Origin of the sequence: Paenibacillus septentrionalis, assembly GCF_042659865.1 — a bacterium.
Lineage (GTDB): Bacteria > Bacillota > Bacilli > Paenibacillales > Paenibacillaceae > Pristimantibacillus > Pristimantibacillus septentrionalis.
Window position 1 is genome coordinate 63,923 of sequence record NZ_JBHSTE010000006.1, and the last position, 24,164, is coordinate 88,086.

The following is a 24,164-nucleotide window of genomic DNA, read 5'->3' on the forward strand; positions in this document are numbered from 1 at the left end:
GGAAGCGAAAGGACTTATTTGACTACTTGCCTAACATTAATCTAGTTCAAGCGACTCCAGAATTCGAATCACGATCACAGCAGCCTCTGCTTTAGTGAGGTTTGACAATGGATCGAATGTGGAGGATGATTTTCCGATCATGATGCCTTCTTCCACGATTCGTGAAACAGCAGATTTTGCATAGGCTGAAATGAGATGGGCATCCGTGAATGTATCGAGAGATGCATCAGCATCAGCACTTGTCTTAACATCTGCATAGTCTAGTACATTCGATAGAAGCATCGTAACATCTTGGCGGCTGATGAAGGCATCAGGCTCAAACGCTGTTGCGGACTGACCATGAACAATTCCTGCCGCTTTGGCAGCAGCAATATCTCCTGCATAGGTGGAGCTGGCAGGTACATCCCCGAATGGTGCTGCTCCGTATTTAGGCAGAATACCTAGACCCTTCACAATCATCGATGTGAACTCCTCTCTCGTGATGCTGCTATTGACGCCGAAGCTGTCCTTGCTTTCACCATCAAGCAGCAGCTTAGCCGCGGCGCGATTGACAGGCTCCTTCATCCATGCTGCCTTTACATCACTGTAATTAACATTAGATTGTGCAATGATGTAGATACTGTTGCCGTCACGTTTCAACTCGGCCGATAGGGTGCCGTCCTTATGAACAGTGAACTGTGATGGTACTGGACGGAACTCATTAGAATCAGGCAAGAATATGACTCCTGTAAGCTTAGCTGGATCAATGTCTTTGCCCTTCAGCGTAAAGATACGGCTTAGCTTTTGATCTCCGAAGTCCGTAACATCCTCCCAGGTATTAGCAGCTGAACGCTTTGAGATATTGAAGTCGAGTACCTCGCTTAACAGCGACAGGCCGCTCTCATCAGCAAGCTGTTTAATGTCTTCCAATTGATCGCTTACTGGTGCAATAGATAGCTGAATGTCTGCATCCAGCTCAATTGCTTGTGCGGGTACAACGTACGTGATCCCGTTCCAAACAACAGAAAGCTGTGCTTGAGCATCCTTTCCTCTAATTGCAGCGACGACCTCTTTTGGTACGATGATGTCAATCGCTTCTGCTTCATCGCTTACCGTGATTTTGAAGCTGTTCACATCGCCTGCTGCTTCAATTATTTGAATCGAAGCGTCTTTATTGATGCTTACAGTCCATTTGCCATCGGATCTTGAGATTGAAGCATCCAGCTCATCCTTATCTCTGACCGGTAGCGGCGCAGCTGGGCCAGAAATTTGAGAAGTTTGTGATGTTTTAGCTGTTAGATTCGAGCTGAATGGAGATACTTCTACAATTTTGTCTTCGGTTTCTTTAATCGCCAGCACATTGAACGTATAGGTTGTATTGGACGTAAGATTCGAGATTGCCGCATTAGGTTGCTCTACGGATTTGACATATACATCATTCATAAATACCTCATAGCCTGTCGCTCCGTCCACAGCTTCCCAAGTCAGCTGGATCGAAGAGCTCGATGTAACCGCACGAACCTGCGTAGCTGCTTGCAGGGCAGCCTCGTTCACGACTCCGTCGATAGGCAGGTCCTTCACCAATTGTGTCGTTAACGAACGGTTGCGGTCTCCACTAATCTCCCAGCTCATCACCCCTGCGAGATCTAGCGATTTTACTAGCGATGAGGTGTACATCATCGTGGTGGGATCGTTATACGTTATGAACATCCCTGTGTCGCTATTGTACAGATATGAGATTTTGGCAGCTTCATTCCAATGATGGGTAAAGCCCTCTTGACCTAAATAGTTGGTTTCAACATCGGTATAGTCAAATATGCCGGATTCCCATGTGCCTGGCGGAATAGAGGTACATGTCGCATATTGACCTCCGTCAGGGCAACCAATCCAGCCCTTGCCGTAAAAAGGAATGCCGAGCGTAAGCTTATAATTAGGAACACCGCCATTGAGATGACCGACGAGTCCACCTTTTACATGGTTGCGCGGTGCAGTAGCTGCTGGATGCTCAGGATCATAATAAAGCGGCGAGTTGTGGTGTGCCAGCATCTCCCAGCTTCCGCTATAGTCATATGTCATAATATTGATAAAATCAAGATCGTTCACTGCGTTTTTAAGGTCAGCGTTCACAACAAAGTTATCGCCTTGCCCGGATGCGATTGTTAGCAGATAATATTTGCCGTCTACTGAACCAGCTGCGTCCAGTGCATCACGAACGGTTTGCATGAGCAGGGTGAAGTTTTCCTTGTCTTCTGGTCTGTGAGTATTGTGAGATTCTCCTCCTTCAACAGGATATTCCCAGTCGATATCCAGTCCATCTATTCCGTATGCGCGGAGGAAGTCAACGACAGAGTTGGCGAAAGCTCTGCGCGTTATTTCAGTAGCCGCCATATTGGAGAAGTTTTTCGACCAAGACCAGCCGCCAACAGATACCATCAATTTCAAATGAGGATGAGCAGCTTTAATTGCGGCGAACGATTCGAAGTTGAGCAGATCATATTCCTGATCGCCCAGCACCATTTCACCATCGTATACGTAGCCCGTTTGAAGTGGAATATCGTCGTTCTGACAAGCCGTTCCGTTCGTACTGACCTTCATCCAGCACAGGTCTGAAAATGCATAGTTAATATGCGTTACTTGCGACACATCCACATCCTCAGGCTTGTAGTTCCTTCCAGTAGGCGATAGCGACCATGACGTGTAGTAGGTGACATTTGTGTAATTCGCACCCGGGACGGCAGTAATAGGATCGCTAGGCGCAGAAGTCCATGCATTGTTTCTAGCTACTACATGGTAGGAGTAGGATTGACCTTCGGTTAACTGTTCAATGACATAGCGGTTCGATTCACTAGTGCCAATTAGCGTACCATCCTGATAAATTTCATAGAACGTAGCACCTTGGGTGGGTGCCCAGCCGAGCACAACCGTTGAGCGGTTGGCAGTAACGACCTGCAGATCTCTAGGAGGGATTAATTGCCCCCAGGTGATGGTTACTTCGTTGCTTTTCTCAGATACGGTTCCTTTTTCCGAGTTCTGAGCAGCGACCAGGAAGGTGAGCTCAGTTCCAGCTGCTTTCTGCTCATCTGTTAGCGTATACGTGAATTGATTGCTTCCATCCCATATTCCGCCTATCCAATCTCCGTTTACCCAATAATCGTAGCCGTCCGCTTTTGGTGAGCCAATAAAGCCTAAAGTGATGCTGGAATCCGTAACCTCCGTAACTTTAAAATTCAACGGTGGCATAAGCGGATGCTCTTCGTACTCCGTTTTATCCTCTAACGTCGTAAAGGTGACGACATTGCTTTTTTGGGCATCGGTTAAATTAGGAAATTGGATGCCGTCTGGACCAAGCAGGATCGAGTAAGTCGTTTCAGGATTAAGACCACCGAGGAATTTGTACTCACTATTCGCCCAGTTGAGATAAGTGCCTGCTGTGGACCAGATCCAGTAGTCATCAATGCCAGGAGCATTTTTCCATGTTAATTCAACAGAGTTGTGCGTAATATTCGAAACTTGCAAATCGGTAGCTCCAGCTGTTGGAACAGATGGAGGCGGGACTTCTCCTGCGGGAGTTGTAAACTCGATGATGTTGCTTTTATTGGCCGCTGGTCTTTGACTAAACCACGTAATGTACAAGCGGTAGGTCGTTTCAGGCTTTAAAGTGGTGATCGTCTTGGAGCCTGAATTTCCCCATTCGAAATAGACATCACCATCTGCCAGCCAAATATCAATATCATTTAGCTCTTCAACATGATCCCACTCAATAGTGGCGCTAGTCGCAGTAATAGAATCCTCCAGCACGCGAAGATTTTGAGGGGCGGGCGCCTCTGCTTCTGCTGCGGCATTACCATCAGCTGCATAGAAAGTTGCACTTAACAGGGGGCTAATAAACAACATAAGGGCGAGCAATGAGAGAAACACCAGTTTTAATGGTTGGACTTTGTAAACCACCTTATCACCTCTGATTTGTAGTCTAAATCATACGAGTCTATGATTTGATCTCAAATTCAATAGTGTGTCATGGCGTGCAGGCGTTCTAAAAGGACGGGGCATTGAAGCGTAGATTAGTAGTGGCTTTGTTCGCATCACCTCTGCATACGGAAATGTTAATGCTACATACTATCATGATTCGTAGGCCAAGAAGTCGGAAGGGGGAGATTTTTACGATGTGAGGGATAATATTATAAACACTGTTAACCTGTCATAGAATCAATAAGGCATATTTAGCGATATGGATGGACAAGTGAGCTTGTGCAGGTGCGTCAATTGCGTGGTAACATAGATTATGGAACGGTATTGGTTCTGTATTGATTTTGTATTGAAAAAGGAGAGTTTACAATGTCTACGGTAATGAAGCCGAATTTGAATAGAGCCTACATGATTGAACGCCTTGAGGAGCTGCTTAACATACCTAGCCCAAGTGGATTTTGCATGGAGATTATGAAGCATTTGGAATTGGAGGTAGACAGGCTCGGCTATAAGATGGAGCAAACACCGAAAGGAACGGGCATTATTACGATTCCCGGTCGCACGGAGGGCAAGGTTATCGGGATTTCCGCGCATGTCGATACGCTTGGTGCGATGGTTCGTTCGATTAAGTCAAACGGGATGATTCGCTTCACATCCATTGGAGGCTACACGATGGAATCAGTGGAGGGGGAATATTGCCAGATTCATACTCGGGATGGACGCCGATATGAAGGGACCGTGCTGACTACAAAGCCGTCTGTCCACGTTTATTCGGATGCACGAGATATGAAGCGGGAAGAAGCCAATATGGAAATACGGATTGATGAAGCTGTAAGCTCCAAGGAGGATACGGAGCAGCTCGGAATTAGCGTGGGCGACTTTATTTCGTGGGACCCTCGCGTGCGTATATTGCCTAATGGCTGGATCAAGTCGCGACACTTGGATGATAAGGCAAGTGTTGCGGCGCTGCTTGGTTTCATGGAATGGCTGCAGCGCGAGGGAAAGCAGCCTCTTCACACGATTAAATTGGTCATTTCGACGTATGAAGAAGTGGGGCATGGCGCGTCTTACATCCCTGAGGAGATAACCGAATTTATAGCGGTAGACATGGGTGCGCTGGGAGAGGATTTGTCCGGATCGGAGAAGCATGTATCGATCTGTGCGAAGGATTCATCAGGCCCGTATGATTATGGGATGACAACGAAGCTGATCGAGCTGGCGAAGCGGGAAGAGCTGCCATATGCAGTAGATATCTATCCGCACTATGGATCAGACGCTACGGCCGCCCTGCGAGGTGGGAGCAATATTCGCGCAGCGCTTCTTGGGCCAGGCGTTCACGCTTCGCATGGCATGGAGCGTTCGCATGCGGATGCAATCGTAAATACAGCGGCTCTGCTGCTCGCGTATGTGATGGAACCATAAGAGAAGCGCCGCAATTCCTGACAGAGGAGCTGCGGCGCTTTGTCTTTATCGCTTGCAGGTTAACGAGCACTTAACCTAACGGGGTCAATATTTTTTGAGCAGCGATTGTGGTCATCGCATGCTTGTGCGGAATGCCAGAAGAATTGCAATCAAATACAATCTCTGCACTGTCCTGAATTAGCCAGTCATGATAATGCTTAAGCAGCTCGCCTGAGTACCACTTGTACGCGTTCGGCTCTTTTTCAGGTGGCGGTGCAATAAATGGCTTCTGCACGAACACATTAAAAACATGCATGCCGTTTTCGTTCGTGAACTGCTTATAATTGTCGAATATCTCATTACGGTATTCCGGCTTGATGTAGTGCAGTACGCCGCTGGAGAAGATAATGTCGTAATGAGTGTCCAGGCGATAATCCAATAGATCAGCCTTAAACACATTGACATGTACACCAACTTGATCAGCAAGTCGCTTTGTTTTTTCAATTCCGGCATCCGATACATCGAAGGCGCTAACCTCATATCCATTGCGGGCAAAAAATACAGCATCTTTCCCTTCGCCACAACCGACATCAAGCAATTTCAGTCGTTTTGTTGGCGGCATCAGCTGCAACACCTTGTAACAATCCGCATTAGGCTCGGTTCCCCAATAATAATTTGGTGATTTATATTCTTCCTCATAGATCGTGATTGGCTTGTCCTGTGTCACATAACCAAGCAGCTTATCTATGCTCACTTCCAGCGTTTGAGACAGCAGTGGAAGCAGCGAAATATCTGGCATCGTTTGCGCGTTTTCCCATTTGGACACGGCTTGGAACGATAATCCGAGTATGTGCGCCAGCTCTTCTTGCGTTAGCCCCTTCTCCTTGCGATAAATGCTAATATTTCTTGCCAATTGCTCCTTTAACATTCGAACACGCTCCTTTGTCCCTTAGTTTATGGGAATCGCCAGGAATGAACAATAACTTCGTATTTGATTTTTTATCGTACTCAACCAGCAGTTGAGTACGGATAGGTGAAACAAATGAAAAGCAGGCTTTGCTCTTAAAGCAAGACCTGCTTCGTTGGTTGTAAAAGGTCAAATTATTATTGCAGCTGTACCTCATCGGCTGATCGTCTTGGGCTTGGCAGAGCCTGATCACGAGCATAGCCCATTCGGAATAAAAAGACATGCTCTCCATGACCGCCAACAATCGAACGCAATGCATCGCCAAAGTGTGGGGTCAGATTCATTTGTTGTTCACGATCCAGGCGCTCATTTACCTGATTTAGAGGATGCAGTGCGATTCCTTTACTAGTCGCCCATAGGTGGATTCGCTGCCATAGTCGTCCAGCCTCCAGCAATTGCGCTTTGGAGCGTGTTGCAAGTACGATACTGCCATAAGCAGAGGCAGTCGGAATATGAACCTCCTTTGTAGATTTAAGCCAATACGCATTGGACGATTTTTCGGATATGGAAAGCATTTTGCCAAACACGCGTACTAGCGTAGAGTTGCCTGTAGCATCCAGTGTCGTGCCATCCTTGAAACGGTGGATATCATCCTGACTATGACGATACCAGCGATGACTGTCTCTTGCTTGATCCGCATCATGTACGATTGCTTCCGTTGCTTGAACAATGAGCGAGCCGAGCTGCTCCTTCATTTGCTGATCAGTATGCAATAGCAGCTTCGCAGATGAAGCGTGATCGCTTAACGTGGACATCTCGTTAAGCAAAGCAACCGATACTGGTTTATTGCTGTCATAGGCTCCACGATGAGTATGACGTTTCGTAATCATGTGAAATAATGGAGAGGAGTGAGGGGAACTAGGCGATAAATCGATAGTAGCAACCTTGGCTTGATCGATATCGCCATCCAGCAGTTTCACGTTTGGCTCAAAGCCATGCGCCTGTGCAGCAAGGCACAAATTTTCAATGGCACAGCCAAGACTAATGTTCATTTCTCGAAAGTAGGGGTCCATTGTGCCAATATTTTTAGACAGATCGGCATATAGTTCAATTCGATCAGCATGAACTCGAAACAGCCACGGCTGCGTATTATGCGCATTAGAAGCTAATATGGCATAGTGTACAAGCCTTTCAGGGGCCTTGTCGGACAGGTCTGCCTGGTTTACAGCATGGATAGCCCATGGCTCATAGGCAGGTCCTTTACTTGTTGAAAACACCCCTTGATCAACGGCGCGATACAAACCTCCTCCAGACAGCAATAGCAATGCTGCTCCGGATACTTTTAAGAAGCTTCTTCTTGATAATTTTGTTTGCGGTTCAGTAGGTTTCACAAGCTTTCCCCCCAATATAGTAGTCATCTATTTCTTTAAGTAAGGGGTTAAAATCGCCCATATGAGGCTAACGCCCTTCTGCAATCCCGCTTCGTCAATCGGCTGCCCGTTCATCTCAAGAAAGGATAACCAATTGTTCGCAATGATCCAGCAAGATAGGAGCAGCTTCTGCAGTTGCTCTGAATCGGCTTGAATATGCAGGACACCACATTCGATAAACCGCTGAATGAAGGCTTGCTGCTCTACAAGTCGAGTTTCCATCATCGCATTATGTTGTTGTCTTAAGCTTTCATCTGCTTGAAATAAAGACAATGCCTCGCGATAGAAGAAGCGATATCGCCATAAGATTTCGAAGTTCTGGATTAATTTTTGCTCCAAATGCTTTTGTTCTAGCTGCATTTGTTCCTCGATGTACCAGACCTCATTCCACTCCTCATACATAATAGTTAGAATGGATTTAATGATCTCAGACTTGTTTTTGAAATGATAATAGAGATTGCCAGGACTAATAGAAGCTGCTGTTGCGATGTGATTCGTCGATACCTTGCCAACCCCTTGTTCATTAAATAATTGAACTGCGGTTTGAATAATACGTTGCTTTGTGTTCAAATTCCATCACCTTTATTAGAGTAATTACTCTAAATATAATGAACATTATCATATCTGTCAAATTTTCATCATCCACTTGTTCGATTAACCGCAGCTAATCTATGTCCACAAACAAAAAAAGGGTTGTCCAGAGATCAGCTTTCACTGAGCTTCCGAACAACACCTTATCAACAGCCTGTTTACATTAAGCGGGTAATAAAAATCGTTGCAATACCAAAGTAAATGAACAAGGATAAAATATCATTTAACGTTGTAATAAGTGGACCAGAGGCAACTGCCGGATCTACTTTGAATTTATGCAATAGCAGAGGGATGATCGTTCCCGCTAACGTTCCAATAATTAACGTAATGACGAGTGTGCTACCTACAACAAGCCCCAAGATCGCATCGCCTTGCCAGATAAATGCGATTATCGAGATCAATAACCCACAAATAACTCCGATCATTATCCCGACTGACAGCTCTCTAAATATAAGCTTCGCGACAATTTTTTTATTAATGTCTTTTGTAATAAGTCCTCTAACAACGACTGCCAATGATTGTGTACCTGTATTCCCGGTCATACCGGCAATCATAGGCATGAAAAAGGCTAACGCGACGACTTTTTCCAGCGTCTCCTCAAATATGCTAACAATAGTACCAGAAACAATGCCAATAAATAACAGCAATATAAGCCATGGTAATCTTCGAAAAGCTGCAATCGGTGCTTTAGTGTCAAAGTCGATGTTTTTACCAGAGGCGGATAGCTTTTCAATATCCTCAGCCGCTTCTTTCATTACGACATCAATCATATCATCGACGGTGACAATCCCGACCAGCACGTTGTTGTGATCAACAACGGGAACAGCTAGAAAGTCATATCTTTCAATCATCCGCGCTGCTTGCTCCTGATCGGTATCTACGGTTACGGAGATGACACGTTCATACATGATGTTCTTAATTTGCTCATCTGCTTCTGCAAGTATCAAGTCTCGGTATGAAACGACGCCGATCAGTTTTTTTTCATCATCAATGACGTACAAATAGTTGATTGTCTCGGCAATTTCGGCATACTCTTTTAATTTATCAACAACATCTCGAACCGAATAATGATAAGGGATCCAGACAAAACGGTCGGTCATTAGCCTGCCGGCTGTTTCAGGCGGGTAGTTCATCAGATTTTGGATAACCTGAGATTCTTCTGCCTTCATACTTGCCAGAAAGCTTTCTTTGTTCTCTGGCGATAATTCCTCTAGCAGGTTCGCCAAGTCATCATTATCCATCTCATCCATGACGTCCAAAGCCTTTTCGACACCTAGCTTATTAAGAAATTTTTGCTGCTGTTCCTTGTCAAGCTCCTGAAGAATATCGGCTAGTTGAGAGGTATTGAGGAAGGATAAAAAGCGATTTTGATGCTTGGCAGGCAATACTTCATAAATTTGAGCGATATCATATGGCTGCAATTCATCCAAAAGAACGTGAAACTCATTCATTTTCGCTTCTTTTAGATACTTAATCACTTGGAGTGTGATTTCATTTTGATTCCAGTTATTGATCATGTTTTCACCTTTACTTTATAGGATGACCTACCCACTGAAATGAAGACAAATATAGTCCAAGAAATGTGTGAAATGGACGTATTCCTTATCATTCATAAATCACGAAATAATATGCATGATCTATCAAACAAGAACAGTCCATTTCAATATTTCTATTTTATGATCGTTGCGTTGGTGAATGGTCGATTAGGCATGAACTTCGTCGTTCAGGCGTTGAACTGCTACGACATGCACGTCTACCTCGGTAAGCAGACTTAACAGGTCATTTACGAAACAACCGTGCATAATTTCCTGCCAGCGCGTTTGTCCTGGCTGCCCAATGATTAACTGCGTAATATGGTATCGCGAAGCTGTTTCAGCTATCACTTCATTGATTTTTTTATTGTCGAAGGATTCAACGATCAGGGTTGCTCCCCATTCTTCACATTTGCGCTGCCAAAATTCAGTGTCCTTTTTCTGCTCTTGAGTTGGTGTCTCTGTTTGTCCAGATGTAATGTTTAACACATATAGGGGACAGTGAAGCATTTGAGACAATTCACCTCCACGGCGAATTAATTGCTCTCCATTTGCCATATTACGCACACATACTAAGATTTTTTCATCGTTTGTCATTGCCAAACTCCTTTTGTTGAATAGAATTGTCTCCACAATTAAAAAAAGCCTGGAGCAGAGATTATCCGCAACCAAGCTTTGGTTATTTTCAAAATTAACCAAACATGCATGAAGGCTCTCTCTCATGACGCTGACGAGGTTAGCTGTCGGATTCGGGTCTGAGAGTACCCGTTTTCTCTGGCTAAGAGAAAATTCACCCCTGAAGCATAATATGCTTCTATGGTTCCCCCGCTCCTCCTTGATAAGAGGATTAAGCAGTTTAATATGAATTTGTCGATATCCATACTAAAATACTTTTCTCAAAATGTAAATAGACCTCTACAAAAAAGACCAGCAAGATATACGGTTTATAGAAGAAACTTACTGCAAATGATCTGGCGTTTCCAGGTCCTTTTGTAAATTAGGCAAAATACGCACATACTGCCGCGGGAAAAACGGTGTGGAAGTAGAGTGCGCCTTCAACTGATCAGTGCTGCTCCAATTCCCGAGAAATCGTTGCGTTTTGTTATATTGTTGACTATAAAAGCTAAAAGCAGCACATATAAGTATTGTTGCGAGGAATACGAGTGAACAAATTCCGATTTGACGAATAGGCAAAGAAATGTCCTCCGTTTTTAATAACAGTCTCACCTCATCTATTTAAGGATATACATGTGGATGAACGATATCGATTTGCATTTACAATTAACCGAGAATAAGGTATATTTATTTAAGTTCGTACCGTGACAGCTATACTTGAGCAAAAAATCAAACTAAATATGGAAATATCGGAGGAGCCTGCCATTTTGCAGGCTTTTTTTGCGTTTTTTTAGGCTTCCATATATTAGTGATTTGAGTGCAAGAAATTGGGAATGATGAAAAGTAAATAAAGAGAAGGAGGAACTTTTTTGTCTTTGCTTCATGTGGCTGTTTTTATACCTTTTATATTTTCTGCTGGCTTGTTAGCCAGTCGCAAGCTATTGGAACAATTGCATAGGGGATGGTTGACTCTACCTGTTCCACTCATGCTTTTTGTTTTCTTTTTGTGGCATATGCCGCAGATTCAAGAAGCACCTATCATCCATTCAATGTCGTGGCTTCCGTCACTTGGCATTAATATGACCTTGTATTTAGATGGATTATCCATGCTGTTTTCGCTATTAATTAGTGGTATTGGTTTACTTGTTGTGCTTTATTCTATCTTTTATTTGGAGGAAGAAAAAGCAGCACAGCGGCGTTTTTACGCTTACCTGTTAATGTTTATGGGGGCAATGCTGGGCGTTGTTCTTTCTGATAATTTGTTCGTGCTGTATGGCTTCTGGGAGCTTACGAGTATCGCATCCTTCCTTCTAATTGCGTTCTGGTTTCAACGGGACCGTTCGCAATATGGAGCATTAAAATCAATGCTTATTACGGTGTTTGGCGGATTGGCGATGTTCGCGGGCTTTATATTGCTATATGTGATGACTGACACCTTCAGTGTTCGTGAAATCATTGCTCAAGTAGATGTGATTAAGGATCATTCCCTCATGGTACCAGCTCTTATCCTTGTTCTGCTTGGAGCATTTACGAAATCAGCCCAATTCCCTTTCCATATATGGCTGCCGGATGCGATGGAGGCTCCAACACCTGTCAGCTCTTATTTGCACTCGGCTACGATGGTTAAAGCAGGACTTTATCTTGTTGCCCGCTTAAGCCCGGTATTTGCTATGCGGTCTGAGTGGTTCTGGATTGTATCAATTGGCGGACTTGTAACGCTATTGTATGGCTCGCTGAAAGCGGTAAGGCAGACGGATCTAAAGGCGCTGCTCGCTTATTCCACGATCAGTCAGCTCGGTCTTATTATGTGTTTGCTAGGTCTAGGCTCTGCAGCAGGCTTGCAAACAGAGACTGCAGTATCGTTGTTCTTTGCTCAGGCTACGGCAGCAGCATTGTTTCATCTAGTTAACCATGCCGTGTTTAAAGGTGCGTTGTTTATGGTTGTCGGTATTGTAGATCATGAAACGGGAACACGTGATTTGCGAAAACTTGGCGGACTAATAAGCTTCATGCCTGTTACGTTTTCAATTGCGGTGATCGGTGCGTTTTCAATGGCTGGCCTGCCACCATTTGGCGGGTTTTTAAGTAAGGAAATGTTCTTCACGTCGGTATTGAATATTAGAGAAATGAACATGTGGAGTTTCGAAAGCTGGGGCGTCCTGATCTCTGTCGTTGCATGGATCGCAAGTGTATTCACCTTTATGTACAGCATGGTTCTTCTTGTTCGCACATTTGGTGGAAAGCATCAGCCTGAGCTTTTACCGAAGAAACCGCATGAAGCGCCTGTTGGCTTGCTAATATCGCCAACGATTTTGGCGGGGCTTGCACTTGCGATTGGTTTATTCCCTGCACTTCCAGCTGCATGGCTGGTTGAGCCTGCGATGAATGCCATACATCCGAGTGTACTGGCAGCAGGCGAACAGTTTGATATCTACATTCGCATGTGGCATGGATGGACGACGGAGCTATTCATGACAATAGCGCTCATTGTACTGGGAACAATACTGGTCTACGTCTATAAAATGCGTGGCTGGAAACTTCCTGGCTCTGGTGAGAAGGCTCGTTTTACCCTGAACCGTTTATATGATAAAACACTTCAAGGAAGCGAATATGCATCTGAGAAATTGACTTCGTTATATATGACGGGATCGATTCGTCGTTACTTGATTTATATCTTTCTGTTTTTCGTAATAGCGCTAGGCACGACGATGCTGCGTCTACCAGTGTTTAATCTGGATTTTAGCGCAAATGCGCCAGTGACTGGCTATGAGATCGCAGCGGTTATTGTACTTGCACTTGCTGCGCTTGCTGTACCATTTTCACAAAATCGAATGGCATCGATCTTGTTAACAGGTGCTGTCGGATACATGGTGACACTGCTGTTTGTTTTGTTACGTGCGCCAGACTTAGCGCTTACTCAGTTAATTGTTGAAACGGTTTCGGTTGTGCTGTTCTTATTGTGCTTCAAGCATCTGCCTAAGCTAAAGAAAGAAGCTGTGAAAATACCATTCAAGCTAACCAATGCAATAATTGCCGCTGCTGTTGGGGTAGTCGTTACATTTATTGCGCTTGGGGTTGGCAGCAACAAGGAATTCACACCGATCTCTACCTTCTTCATGGAAGAAAGCTATAATCTGGCTGGCGGTAAAAATATGGTTAACGTCATCCTTGTTGATTTCCGTGGCTTCGATACGATGCTGGAAGTAATCGTTCTTGGTATTGCTTCTCTAGGAATCTATGCGATGGCGACGCTTCGACTTGGCGATCAAGCCAAACAACCATTAAGTGGAAACCATCTGTCCAATCTGGCACTCCGGCGTGAGCCAAAAACGAACGATGTTATATTAATGACCACAGCTCGCGTTGTGATTTTCATCATCGTTCTGTTTTCCATTAATCTATTTTTTGCTGGACATAATGCGCCTGGCGGCGGCTTTATTGGCGGCTTGCTTACAGCGGCAGCTATCATATTGTTCGTGATTTCCTTTGGCATGGATGCAGTAGGTCGTGTACTGCCGTTTAATTATCGCATAATGACTGGAATCGGATTGCTCATTGCTGTGCTTACAGGAGTAGGCGCCTTTCTATTCAACGCTCCGTTCTTAAGTCATTCGTTTGACTACTTTACCTTGCCGATTTTAGGGGAAACCGAGCTGGCCACAGCGGTTATCTTTGATCTTGGTGTTTATCTAGCTGTTATTGGTGTTACGTTAACGATTATTTTGACTGTAGGGAGGGAGCGTTAAGATGGAACTCGTTATGGCGATTACAACAGGCTTGCTCTTTGCTGTTGCGGTTTACCTCATATTGTCCCGTAGTGTGCTTCGCATCATACTAGGGACCTCCCTTCTGACACATGGTGTTCATTTGCTATTGTTGAGCATGGCAGGATTGAAAACAGGTGTTGCTCCATTGATTGGAAAGGGAACGGAAAGCTATACAGATCCACTGCCACAGGCATTGATCTTAACTTCGATTGTTATCAATTTTGGAGTGACGGCTTTCTTTCTAGTATTAGCGTATCGTGCTAACCAGACGCTGGGAACGGACGACTTGGAAAAGCTGAGAGGGGGAGACATGGATGAATAACTTGATTGTAGCTCCTTTGCTGATTCCATTATTGACAGCGATCATGCTTATCTTCTTCCGCAATCAGCTAGGTTTTCAACGTTGGGTTAGTGGCATAAGCGCATTGCTTAATATACTCATTGCCGTTATTCTTGTTGGTCAGATTCACAGCGAGGGCATACAAACATTGTATATGGGAGGATGGCTCCCGCCTTACGGTATTGTGTTCGTGGCAGATATGCTTGCAGGATTGCTTATTCTAACCGCGTCTATCGTAGGGGCTGCGTGTCTGTTCTATTCATTCAGCAGCATTGGAGAAGAACGCGAGCGGATGTATGTTTACCCTTTGGTTCACTTCTTGCTGGCTGGTGTATACGGCTCGTTTCTAACAGGAGATTTGTTCAATCTGTTTGTATGCTTTGAGGTTATGCTGATTGCATCCTATGCGCTTATCGTGCTTGGCGGCAGCAAGCGCCAGCTCGGTGAGTCTATCAAATATATGCTGGTTAATATCCTGTCATCCGCATTGTTTGTAACGGCTGTCGCGTACCTGTATGGAGCAGTTGGAACGCTGAACATGGCACATTTGTCACAGCGTGTAGCGGAAGCTGGACAGGGGGGCATGCTTAACGTTATTGCGATTCTGCTTATGATTGTGTTCTCTCTAAAGGCGGGTCTGTTTCTGTTCTTTTGGCTGCCAGGCTCATATGCAGCTCCACCAGCAGCAATTCGCGCATTGTTTGCGGCTTTGCTCACTAAGGTTGGCGTGTACGCGTTAATTCGCACCTTTAGCCTAATTTTCTATCATGATCCTGCGGTTACCCATACGTGGCTTGGCGTTATGGCTGGCGCGACGATGGTGTTAGGAAGCATTGGCGCTATCGCCTACCGTAATGTGTTAACGGTTTTAAACTATCAGGTCGTTATAGGAATTGGCTTTATCGGCTTAGGATTAGCTATTGCAACGCCAGAGGCATGGGACGGTGTTGTTTTTTACTTGCTGCATGATATGCTGGCAAAGGTTCTGCTCTTCATATTGGGCGGTATGCTCATTGCCAGGGCAGGAACAGAAAACCTGACGCAAATGAGAGGCTTAATTGTCCGTTACCCGCTGCTCGGCTGGTTGTTTTTAGGAACAGCACTTGCACTTGTTGGAATCCCGCCATTAAGTGGTTTTCCAGGCAAGGTGCTGCTTATCCGCAGTGCTTTTCAAGCGGAAGCCTTTTTACTCGCCGCTATCGGGCTAATATCCAGCTTCTTCGTCTTGTACTCGCTTATTAATGTGTTCAAGCAAGCCTTCTGGGGAACTGAGCCGGAGGAAGAAGCTCCTGTCACGAAACCTGCTAGATCGAAACTGTTAAACGGCACAATATTAGCAGTATTTGCACTGTTAGTATTTGTCGGTATTAACGCAGAGTGGATATACGAGTATGTGTCTCGGGCTGGACATGTCATTTCTCAGCCAGACCTGTATATTCAGGCTGTAATGAAGGAGTAGATAGATATGGCTATTCAAATATTGCTTAATCTGATGCTGGCATTCATCTGGATGTTTTTGCAGAACGATTGGACGCTTAGCGGCTTAATTGTTGGATATGTGCTCGGCTTATTGATCATCGGGGCATTTCGTCGATTTTTCTCAAGGCCTTTTTATATGAAGAAAATATGGGCAATTATACGTTTGCTGCTATTGTTTATTAAAGAGTTGTTTCTGTCCAGCTTTTCTGTTGCATGGCAAACAATCTCTCCTAAGCTTAATTTTCGTCCAGGAATTTTCGCATATGAGACTGAGCTTGAAAAGGATTGGGAGGTTACTCTGCTTGCTTGCTTGATTAGCTTGACGCCAGGCACATTGACGCTGGAAGTTTCCCAAGACAAGCGGTCCCTTTATATTCATGCGATGGATATTAAGGAGGTTGAAGAGCATATCAAGCAAATTAGAAATACGTTTGAGACGGCCATTTTGGAGGTGAAACGCGCATGATTGATGGTTTATTAACGACAGCACTTGTGCTGATTGCACTATCTTTACTTGGCTGCATCTATCGACTGCTGCGCGGGCCTTCGCTATCTGATCGAATCGCGTCGCTGGATACACTGGGAATATGCTCGCTCGCGATGATTGCCGTAGTTAGCTTGAAATTTAAGACACAAGCCTACTTTGATGTCATCCTCGTTCTAGGAATATTGACGTTTATTGGAACAGTGGCGCTGGCTAGATACATTGAAAGAGGCATTGTGCTGGAGAGTGGGGATGAGACTAGTGATCATTGAAGTTATTGCCGTTGGAGTCGTCTTGTTCGGAGCTGTATTTTGTTTGCTTGGCGCATTTGGGCTAGTTCGATTGCCCGACGTTTATCTTCGTTCGCATGCTGCAACGAAAAGTGCTACGCTCGGCGTGCTCTGCGTGCTTCTAGGGGTATTCTTGTACTTTTGGATTGTGCTCGGTGAGGTAAGCATTAAGCTGCTGCTTGGAATTGCGTTTGTATTCATCACATCTCCTGTCGCAGGGCATTTGAATGGGCGAGCAGCCTACAGAAGCGGCGTGAAGCTGTGGGGCAATAGCGTTCGTGATGAACTAGACAAGCAAAAAGGCAGAGCAGCAGGCACAGAATAATATGACTATTGCGATTGCTGTTCAGCCGTATATTATGATCGAACGTGTTGTTGCGAATCTAACGCAAAAGACGACTATTGTACAACATGAGCTTAGCTTGTTCGAAACTAAGATCACTTCGAGTCAGCATGAGTTTCTATTGCAAAACGTGTACGATATGTCTTACAAAATTATAAGCGGTGAAGAGGGGTTCCTGTATGTGCATACGAATCAAGGTGTATATGCCTTTCATGTGCGAACAGATCCGTCGACGTTTATACTGGCTTATCGAAGCTTGAGCTATCAATAGATTAAATTAAAAAGCGTTTGGTGGAAGGTAGTTTCTTCCATCAGACGCTTTTAAAAACTATTTTATAGTTTTAATTTATTTTAGCAAGAAATGACATTATAATAGGAGTAAAGTAGCAATCTTAAAATATCTATTGTCGAATGGAGTAGCTATGCCGTACTACAAAAGTATCGAAGAGGATCCTTGGTTTCGGCTGCAGCGAAGGAAACAACAGACACAGTCTTCCATAGAGCAAGAACAGCGAAGCCATATGCATGCAGGTGTGAGCGAAAGCACCAGAGCATCGTCTCAGAAGCTGATGCCTCAATCGACTCCCCAGCTTACAGCCTTTAAGTCAATGACGAGGATTGAGCAGGAATGGATAGCGGTCTGGTATGAGAAATTCATACAGCATGAGCAGCATCATCTGTGGAGCAAATTTGAAGTGTTATCGATCGGTCAAAAACGCTCCCTGCTATTAGATATCGCACAAACCAATCAAAAACCGCTAAACGAAAACAGTCAGCCTGATTGGAAGGATTGGCAATCAAGATTAGAGGTAATCGCTGAGATTCCGTTGCAGGATCAAGAATCGTTCGAAGAGAAGCGGAATAAGGATGCAAAGCCGATTACATCCTTTTATATGATGAATCAAAGTGACCTGTTATCCCCGTTTCGTGAGATTTTATTATGGCTCTGCTATAAGGGCAATCATCAGGGACAGCAAGCGTTACTGCACAGCATCGATCAACTAGATATAAATGCTAAAAAACTATTGATTTTGCGCTTGAATGGCAAGCAAAGATGCAGCAGCTTGCTTTTTAGTCAACAATTAACGATCGTCCAGCATGAGCAGAAGGTCGTGGATTGGGACAGAATTATGCAACAATTACGCAGCCTGCATCAGCTGGATACTGATCAAGTACAGGCTGAGCTTCTTCAATTAGAATCACTTACTCAATCTCAATCGCAGATGGCTCCTCCTAACGCTTCACACCATATGCTGATTGACGAAGATGGACAAGACGAGCTTGATGATCACACATTTTTAAATGAGGAGTTTGCATCTATGGATCATGATGCAACAACAGATACACCCTCTCATATGCAGAAGCATGGTCAAGCATTTGAACAAGAAAAGGATCAATTACCGCCTTTAATTCCGATTGGTGATCGAAGAAAAACGTTGCTAGAAAATTTAGAGAAAGACGTTCTGGCGTTGCTAGGTCTTTTGTCTAATGGAAATCAACGTAAAGCAATGAAAAAAGAAGATTTTGTTGACCTATGCTTGAAGATTCCGCACAATTTACAATCAACAAAACGAGAAAAAGCTCGCAAGAAAAAGATTAAATCCCTAAACTTTCCCTCCCTTCAACACATTTTCGAATTTATTATCAATGTTATATCTGTGAGATTATATCAGGATGGTGTTTTAAAGCAGGATCCTGCGTACATAGAGCTATTAAAAGCTTTATCACTAATGAAAGGTGGAGCTATTCCATCCCAAGAAAGCCTAACCAAACAATTGTTAGCTCACTTTGAGTCATAAAGCATAGGGTGGTGTCTTAAACGTTACAGCGCATGCTACATCTTCAAAGAGATGATACGAAAAAACTTATGCTACTTGGCTTTGTGTTTTTTGTAGCAGGAATAGCCGAGATGCTAAACTATACGTCGCTCATGGCTATTTTTAATACTCGCATGGGAACGGCCATGCTGCCGGTGATGTATATTGTTGAGGCAATTCTATTGCCGATTGAGGGATGGCTGCTTTCACTATTCTCTCAAAAGGTCGCCAAGCACAAATTTATGGCTGGGCTTTATATGTTGTTTTTATCGATATGTACCATCAACGGTGTTTGTTTACTATTATTCAAATGGTTTGAGTTTCAATGGATTTCGTTTTATGTCGTGTTATTTTTAAGCTCAAACTTCGTAATTAGGCAGCAAACGCTGTTAATGTGGAGTGCGGCTTTTGACTTATGTCCAACGCAGCAGGCAAAGCGTTTAATGCCCGGCTTTGTCATACTGGCGATTATCGGAGGTATTACTGCAGGTGTTCTGTCGTCCTCTCTAGGTACTTTGCTAGGTTCAGAGATTATCTATTTGCTAGGAGCTGTGCTGCTCGCTTGCGGGCTGCCATTTTTTATAAAAGCACTTCGAAAATACTTAGTTCCGCTTACGTTCCGGCAAGAAGAAGAGGTCAAAAGCGAGAAGACTTCCTTTTATTGGAAAAATATTGTCAAATCTCCGTTTCTACTTTTAGTGATCGGGATAATGACGCTAATGCCTGCTTTGTATTTTGTTATGGAGTACCAGTACTTCACCAATGCACAAGCAGTGTTTACCGATGAAGGACGCTTAACGGCTTTTTACGGCATGATGGTTATTATATTGTTTGTCGCTGCTCTAATCTTGCAAATTATCGCGACAAAATTAATGGATAAACTAGGCGCAACCAATATGATTGTCATTATATCGTTTATCTTTCTAGGTTGTTTAGTACTGTCTAGCTTGTTTGTTTCCTCACATATCGCGTTAATCATTGCTTCATTGGGCTATAGCTTAACCTACCTGCTGCTCTATTATTTTGCGGAACCAAGCTATCAATTTTTCTTTAAGATGCAGCCGATCCAGCATCGCGACGGCTATCGTTATTTGGCACAAGGCATCGCGGCATCACTAGGTATACTAGTCGGATCGGTCTTGTCCTTGCTGCATTCCAGATTTGAGCTTTCAATGAATGTGCAGGCGATCATTGCATTGGTATTTGCCGTTATGTTGTGCGTCATGGCATGGCTAACGAAATCCTTATACATGAAGGAGCTTATGAATCAATTACAGCTAACTGCGGTAGACCGAGACTATTTGGCTGAGTTTTGGAGCTATATTCGTACAGATAAATTTCGCAAGTTTCTGCAAAACCAGTTAAATCAGGGAACGAAAACGATGAAGCATGTGCTGTTGGAGCTTATTCGGCGTCAGCCGGATCAAGCACTCGACACCTACATTATGCCTTACGCGGAGCATGCCCAAGGAGAGTCCAAGGTGCAAGCGTTGCAGGCGCTTCATCCAGGTACATGGGCAGGCTTTGAGCAAGGTCGCTACGAGCGGTTAATTCAGGATAATGATCCGGGAGTTAGAGCGATCAGCTATCACTATTTGTTTAAGCAGGCTGTTCTTGAGGATGACCTTAAGCGCGCTTTGGCCGATGAGCATGTGTGGGTGCAACGAGAGGCATGGTATGTGATGCCAAGTGATGAGGCGTTGTATAGTCAGCTAAGAGCACAATTGCATCAGCAGCAAGAGGGTGCCATATATGCAATGGATGTCATCGTCGCGAGACATCTTGAATCTCTGACAATGGACGTTATGTATGGCATGATGTCGGAGGTCCAAGCGGTGAAGCTGGCTGCTGTCAAAGCGATAGGCAAGCTTGGGAATGAAGAGCTCGTAACAAGCTTCATGGAGCTGCTGCTTGGAGCGGATATTGAAATGCGGCAAGCAATTAAACAATCGTTATGCCTGCTCGCTCATAAAAGCAAAAAGGAATTGATCCGCTTCGTGCAGTCGCCTAATACGTTGCAATGGAGCATGGCGGTTGAGGTTCTGCGAACGGTGGCGACAGAGCAGGAGTTATCGGAGATCATCATTCCATCTTGCTTAACGAAGCTGCAAGAGATGTCTGCCAGTCATGTGATGTATGCAGAAATTGTGAAAACCAATCAAACACAATGGATAGAGCTGGCGAAGCAGAGAACAGAGGAGTTGGTATCAGGTCAGCTGGATACGATCTGGGAAGTGATGAGTGGATATAGTGACGAAAGAGCAATTTCCAAGCTAAGAGAGGCGCTAGAGCACCCGGAGGAAGAAATTAGAGATCAAGGTCTTGAGGTGCTTGCAGAAGGCTACGGCGAAAAAGGATTAAACGATGGATTATTGCATTATTATCGCGAGCACATGCAGCATGCGAAGCGTAGCGTTGATCATTCGTGGTTTGAGCACATTAAAGATCCTTGGCTGCAGGCTATTGCGATTCAATCTGGAGCCGAAGAAGGAGAGCTGCTGTTGATGAGTAACTGGGAATATTTAAGCTCCATTGAGAAGATCGTTTTCCTTAAGCAGGTTTCATTGTTTGAGAAAATTTCGATTGAGGAGCTAGGTAGAATCGCGAGCATAGCGGAAGAAACTCGCTATAACGCAAATGATCTAATTGTTCAGCAAGGTGACCTGGGAGATCGATTGTATATTGTCAAATCAGGCTTGATTGAAATTAGTGGAGAAAATGATCAAGGTATCGTCGGTACATTAAACATCATTCAAGAAAAACAATGCTTTGGCGAAAGCAGTCTGTTTGCCAATCAGCCTTCACAGGTAACAGCGCAAATCTTGCTCGATCAGGCAGAGCTGTTAGAGATTAAGGCGATGGAATTGTTGAGATTGATCCGATTGTATCCAGAGATCGGAATCGGACTTTTGAAAACCTTGAGTCAGAGAATGAGTAATTTGGAGCAAATGGTAGTGAAGATGAGCTAATGGAGCAGGTGGCGTTCAAAGGAGGTCTATATGGCAAAGTTATCGCTTGAGGTCTTGCCTCTTGTCACGCAATGGGATGTAATTCGGACTCATATTGAGCAGCTGGCGCTTGAAAAAAAGTGGACAGACAAGCAATCCTTCGACATTACACTCATTTGTGAAGAATGGTTCATGAATATCGTCGAGCATGGAAAGTGCGATCTCTCCACTTACATCAATGTGGAGGTGGAGCAGCTGCACGCTGGAGACATCAGAATGTATTTCTCGGATGCTGGCATTCCGTTCTCTCCTTTTGAGAAGCCGGCATCTACGGAGGTTACAGCTAATATTGGTCAGCGTCTTGGCGGGCTTGGCATTCACTTTATTCGCAGCAAAATTTCGCACTACCATTATAGCTATGTGAATCAACGTAATTGTGTCGCAATGTACTATTCCACTATTGAAGCTGGAGAAAGGGGGGAATCAGATGGACACGCAGGTGATAGGCCTTGAGCAGGGGGTAACTGAGATTCGGATTAGCGGGAGACTGGATGGCATTACAATGCCTGAATTGGAACAACGGCTGGAAGCAGAGTGTTTTAGTCAGCAAAAGCTTCGCCTGATCTTTAGTTTAGAGAAGCTGGACTATATTAGCAGTGCAGGTCTTAGAGTGATGCTGCTCGCATTGAAAAAAACAACAGCGATGAAAGGCAAGCTTGTGCTGTATGGCTTGAACAGCTCGGTAAACGAAATATTCAAATTATCAGGCTTTTCTAGCATTTATACGATCGTTTCTACTAGAGAAGAAGCATTGGCAATGATGCAGTAAATTTGGGGGGACCTACATGTGGGCAATCGTTAGTGGCGTGTTATTACTGCTATGCATTGGATTATGCAGCTTGTTGTGGAGGCTTCGCCTTAAATTACAAATGAATGAAACGATTCTCTCGATGAGTTTGCAGTTAAGCTCTACGGTAGAGCGCAGACAGCTTCTTGCCTTAATAATGGAAAAGACGACAACTGCTCTTGGTGCCGAAGGGTCTTCGATTATATTAATGGACCATGAAAGTGGCGATTTGTATTTTGAAGTGGCAACAGGAAACAGTGCCGAGGAAGTGAAAAAAATACGTCTGCCGGCAGGAGAAGGGATCGCAGGATGGGTACAGATTCATGGCAAATCAGTGCTCATTCCAGATGTAAGCCAGGACTTTCGATGGAGCAATAAAGTACAGAATGAAACAGAGGTAGTTACAAGAAATATGCTATGTGCGCCGATTTTTTCTAACGGCACACTGCTTGGCGTCATTCAGGTCATCAATAAGAAAAATAATGGTAGATTCAAAGCCTATGAGCTTGATTTGCTAGAGCAATTAAGTGCGCCTATTGCCATGTCATTAGAAAATATGATGCTTTATGAAGCACTGCGCCATTCAATGGATAGCCTGCAGCAAACAACGGCTGCGAAGGAAAAAATGCTGAGTGAGATGAGAATGGCTAGTCAGATTCAATTAAGCCTGTTGCCAGGCGAACAATTTCAACATGGCAACTTAAGTCTGAACGCCAAGCTATTGCCTGCTAGAGAAGTAGGTGGTGATTTCTATCATTTTTTCGAGCTTGATGAAGAGCATGTCGTTGTTTGTTTAGGCGATGTATCGGATAAAGGCATGCCAGCGGCGCTGTTTATGTCTTCGCTTATGATATGGATTCGTGCAAAAGCTCAAAAAGGAATGAATGTTTCAGAAATGGTGTATTCCATCAATAATGAAATCAGCTCAGAAGACTCTACGATGTTTGCCACGTTATTTATCGCGATTATCAATACGCGGACGAGGCTGATGCAGTATTGCGATGCGGGACATTGTCCTGTTCTGCTGCTGCAAAATGGACAGGTTGCGACGCTTGATGTACACAAAGGCTTGCCAATCGGGGTCATGCCACATATGCGTTATGAAGCGATGGAAATGCAGCTTGCTGCTAATACAACGGTAGTGATCTATTCAGATGGGATTACAGAAGCGGAAAGTGAACTTGGTCATATGTACGGACCCGATCGACTCGAGCAATATATACGTTCTAGGCAGCGATCTTTGCAAGCCCAGGCAGTCATTGAAGATGTCCAGCAATTTGCAGAAGGCTTCCCTCAGTCAGATGATATTGCAGTGCTAGTTTTTACTATGACATAAAAAATAGCGAAAATTTGCGAAATTTGTGATCTAGTTCATTGTTTTTAATTTTTTTCAAGTTACACTAAAAGATAGAATGATCCGAAAAATTG

Annotated in this window: 20 protein-coding genes and 1 riboswitch; of the genes, 13 read left to right on the plus strand and 7 right to left on the minus strand. The window is 44.3% G+C overall.

The window, feature by feature from the left end; genetic code table 11:
• Positions 1-36 precede the first annotated feature (36 nt).
• Positions 37-3,927 (minus strand): glycosyl hydrolase family 18 protein, encoded by a 3,891-nt coding sequence (locus ACFP56_RS17355; RefSeq protein WP_379236889.1) that lies wholly within the window; start codon positions 3,925-3,927, stop codon positions 37-39.
• Positions 3,928-4,326: 399 nt separating this feature from the next.
• Between ACFP56_RS17355 and ACFP56_RS17360 the strand changes: the two genes are divergently transcribed.
• The gene (locus tag ACFP56_RS17360) at positions 4,327-5,367 is read left to right on the plus strand and encodes a M42 family metallopeptidase (RefSeq protein ID WP_379237278.1); all 1,041 of its coding nucleotides are present in this window, start codon (positions 4,327-4,329) and stop codon (positions 5,365-5,367) included.
• Positions 5,368-5,437: 70 nt separating this feature from the next.
• On the opposite strand, the gene ACFP56_RS17365 is transcribed toward ACFP56_RS17360, so the two are convergent.
• The 6 genes from ACFP56_RS17365 to ACFP56_RS17390 all read right to left on the minus strand — a co-directional run bounded on the left by ACFP56_RS17365 (position 5,438) and on the right by ACFP56_RS17390 (position 11,000).
• On the minus strand, positions 5,438-6,274 hold the full coding sequence (locus tag ACFP56_RS17365) for a helix-turn-helix domain-containing protein (RefSeq protein ID WP_379236891.1): 837 nt from the start codon (positions 6,272-6,274) through the stop codon (positions 5,438-5,440).
• A 176-nt stretch (positions 6,275-6,450) separates the two neighbouring features.
• Positions 6,451-7,644 carry an Acg family FMN-binding oxidoreductase gene (locus ACFP56_RS17370; RefSeq protein ID WP_379236893.1) on the minus strand — a complete coding sequence of 398 codons (1,194 nt, stop codon included), beginning with the start codon at positions 7,642-7,644 and terminating at the stop codon, positions 6,451-6,453.
• 27 nt (positions 7,645-7,671) lie between these two features.
• A complete protein-coding gene (locus tag ACFP56_RS17375) occupies positions 7,672-8,253 on the minus strand; it encodes a TetR/AcrR family transcriptional regulator (protein ID WP_379236895.1) in 582 nt (193 codons plus the stop codon).
• A 179-nt stretch (positions 8,254-8,432) separates the two neighbouring features.
• Positions 8,433-9,791, minus strand: coding sequence for a magnesium transporter (mgtE, locus tag ACFP56_RS17380; RefSeq protein ID WP_379236897.1), 1,359 nt, complete (start codon positions 9,789-9,791; stop codon positions 8,433-8,435).
• 186 nt (positions 9,792-9,977) lie between these two features.
• Positions 9,978-10,403 carry a hypothetical protein gene (locus ACFP56_RS17385; RefSeq protein ID WP_379236899.1) on the minus strand — a complete coding sequence of 142 codons (426 nt, stop codon included), beginning with the start codon at positions 10,401-10,403 and terminating at the stop codon, positions 9,978-9,980.
• 112 nt (positions 10,404-10,515) lie between these two features.
• A riboswitch (cyclic di-AMP (ydaO/yuaA leader) is annotated at positions 10,516-10,670 on the minus strand.
• A gap of 93 nt (positions 10,671-10,763) precedes the next feature.
• Positions 10,764-11,000: a hypothetical protein gene (locus tag ACFP56_RS17390; RefSeq protein WP_379236901.1), complete on the minus strand. Its 237-nt coding sequence runs from the start codon at positions 10,998-11,000 to the stop codon at positions 10,764-10,766.
• Between the two features lie 290 nt (positions 11,001-11,290).
• Here ACFP56_RS17390 and ACFP56_RS17395 point away from each other — a divergent pair, with 290 nt between their 5' ends.
• From ACFP56_RS17395 to ACFP56_RS17450, 12 genes are all read left to right on the plus strand, one after another.
• Positions 11,291-14,167 (plus strand): Na+/H+ antiporter subunit A, encoded by a 2,877-nt coding sequence (locus tag ACFP56_RS17395; RefSeq protein ID WP_379236903.1) that lies wholly within the window; start codon positions 11,291-11,293, stop codon positions 14,165-14,167.
• Between the two features lies 1 nt (position 14,168).
• Positions 14,169-14,510 carry a Na(+)/H(+) antiporter subunit C gene (locus ACFP56_RS17400; RefSeq protein ID WP_379236905.1) on the plus strand — a complete coding sequence of 114 codons (342 nt, stop codon included), beginning with the start codon at positions 14,169-14,171 and terminating at the stop codon, positions 14,508-14,510.
• Complete coding sequence (locus ACFP56_RS17405; RefSeq protein ID WP_379236907.1) at positions 14,503-15,987, plus strand: Na+/H+ antiporter subunit D; 1,485 nt, start codon at positions 14,503-14,505, stop codon at positions 15,985-15,987. Before ACFP56_RS17400 ends, ACFP56_RS17405 begins: the two co-directional genes overlap by 8 nt.
• Before the next feature lie 6 nt (positions 15,988-15,993).
• Positions 15,994-16,473, plus strand: coding sequence for a Na+/H+ antiporter subunit E (locus tag ACFP56_RS17410; RefSeq protein WP_379236909.1), 480 nt, complete (start codon positions 15,994-15,996; stop codon positions 16,471-16,473).
• Positions 16,470-16,763 (plus strand): Na(+)/H(+) antiporter subunit F1, encoded by a 294-nt coding sequence (locus tag ACFP56_RS17415; RefSeq protein WP_379236911.1) that lies wholly within the window; start codon positions 16,470-16,472, stop codon positions 16,761-16,763. Before ACFP56_RS17410 ends, ACFP56_RS17415 begins: the two co-directional genes overlap by 4 nt.
• Positions 16,744-17,106, plus strand: a complete 363-nt coding sequence (gene mnhG / locus ACFP56_RS17420) for a monovalent cation/H(+) antiporter subunit G (RefSeq protein WP_379236913.1) — start codon at positions 16,744-16,746, stop codon at positions 17,104-17,106. The genes ACFP56_RS17415 and mnhG overlap by 20 nt, the downstream gene beginning before the upstream one ends.
• A gap of 1 nt (position 17,107) precedes the next feature.
• Positions 17,108-17,395, plus strand: coding sequence for a hypothetical protein (locus tag ACFP56_RS17425; protein WP_379236915.1), 288 nt, complete (start codon positions 17,108-17,110; stop codon positions 17,393-17,395).
• 151 nt (positions 17,396-17,546) lie between these two features.
• Positions 17,547-18,923 carry a hypothetical protein gene (locus ACFP56_RS17430; protein ID WP_379236917.1) on the plus strand — a complete coding sequence of 459 codons (1,377 nt, stop codon included), beginning with the start codon at positions 17,547-17,549 and terminating at the stop codon, positions 18,921-18,923.
• Positions 18,924-19,033: 110 nt separating this feature from the next.
• Positions 19,034-21,910, plus strand: coding sequence for a cyclic nucleotide-binding domain-containing protein (locus tag ACFP56_RS17435; protein WP_379236919.1), 2,877 nt, complete (start codon positions 19,034-19,036; stop codon positions 21,908-21,910).
• A 30-nt stretch (positions 21,911-21,940) separates the two neighbouring features.
• Positions 21,941-22,402, plus strand: a complete 462-nt coding sequence (locus tag ACFP56_RS17440; protein ID WP_379236921.1) for an ATP-binding protein — start codon at positions 21,941-21,943, stop codon at positions 22,400-22,402.
• On the plus strand, positions 22,377-22,718 hold the full coding sequence (locus ACFP56_RS17445; protein WP_379236923.1) for an STAS domain-containing protein: 342 nt from the start codon (positions 22,377-22,379) through the stop codon (positions 22,716-22,718). The genes ACFP56_RS17440 and ACFP56_RS17445 overlap by 26 nt, the downstream gene beginning before the upstream one ends.
• A 16-nt stretch (positions 22,719-22,734) precedes the next feature.
• On the plus strand, positions 22,735-24,072 hold the full coding sequence (locus ACFP56_RS17450; protein WP_379236925.1) for a PP2C family protein-serine/threonine phosphatase: 1,338 nt from the start codon (positions 22,735-22,737) through the stop codon (positions 24,070-24,072).
• Positions 24,073-24,164 lie beyond the last annotated feature (92 nt).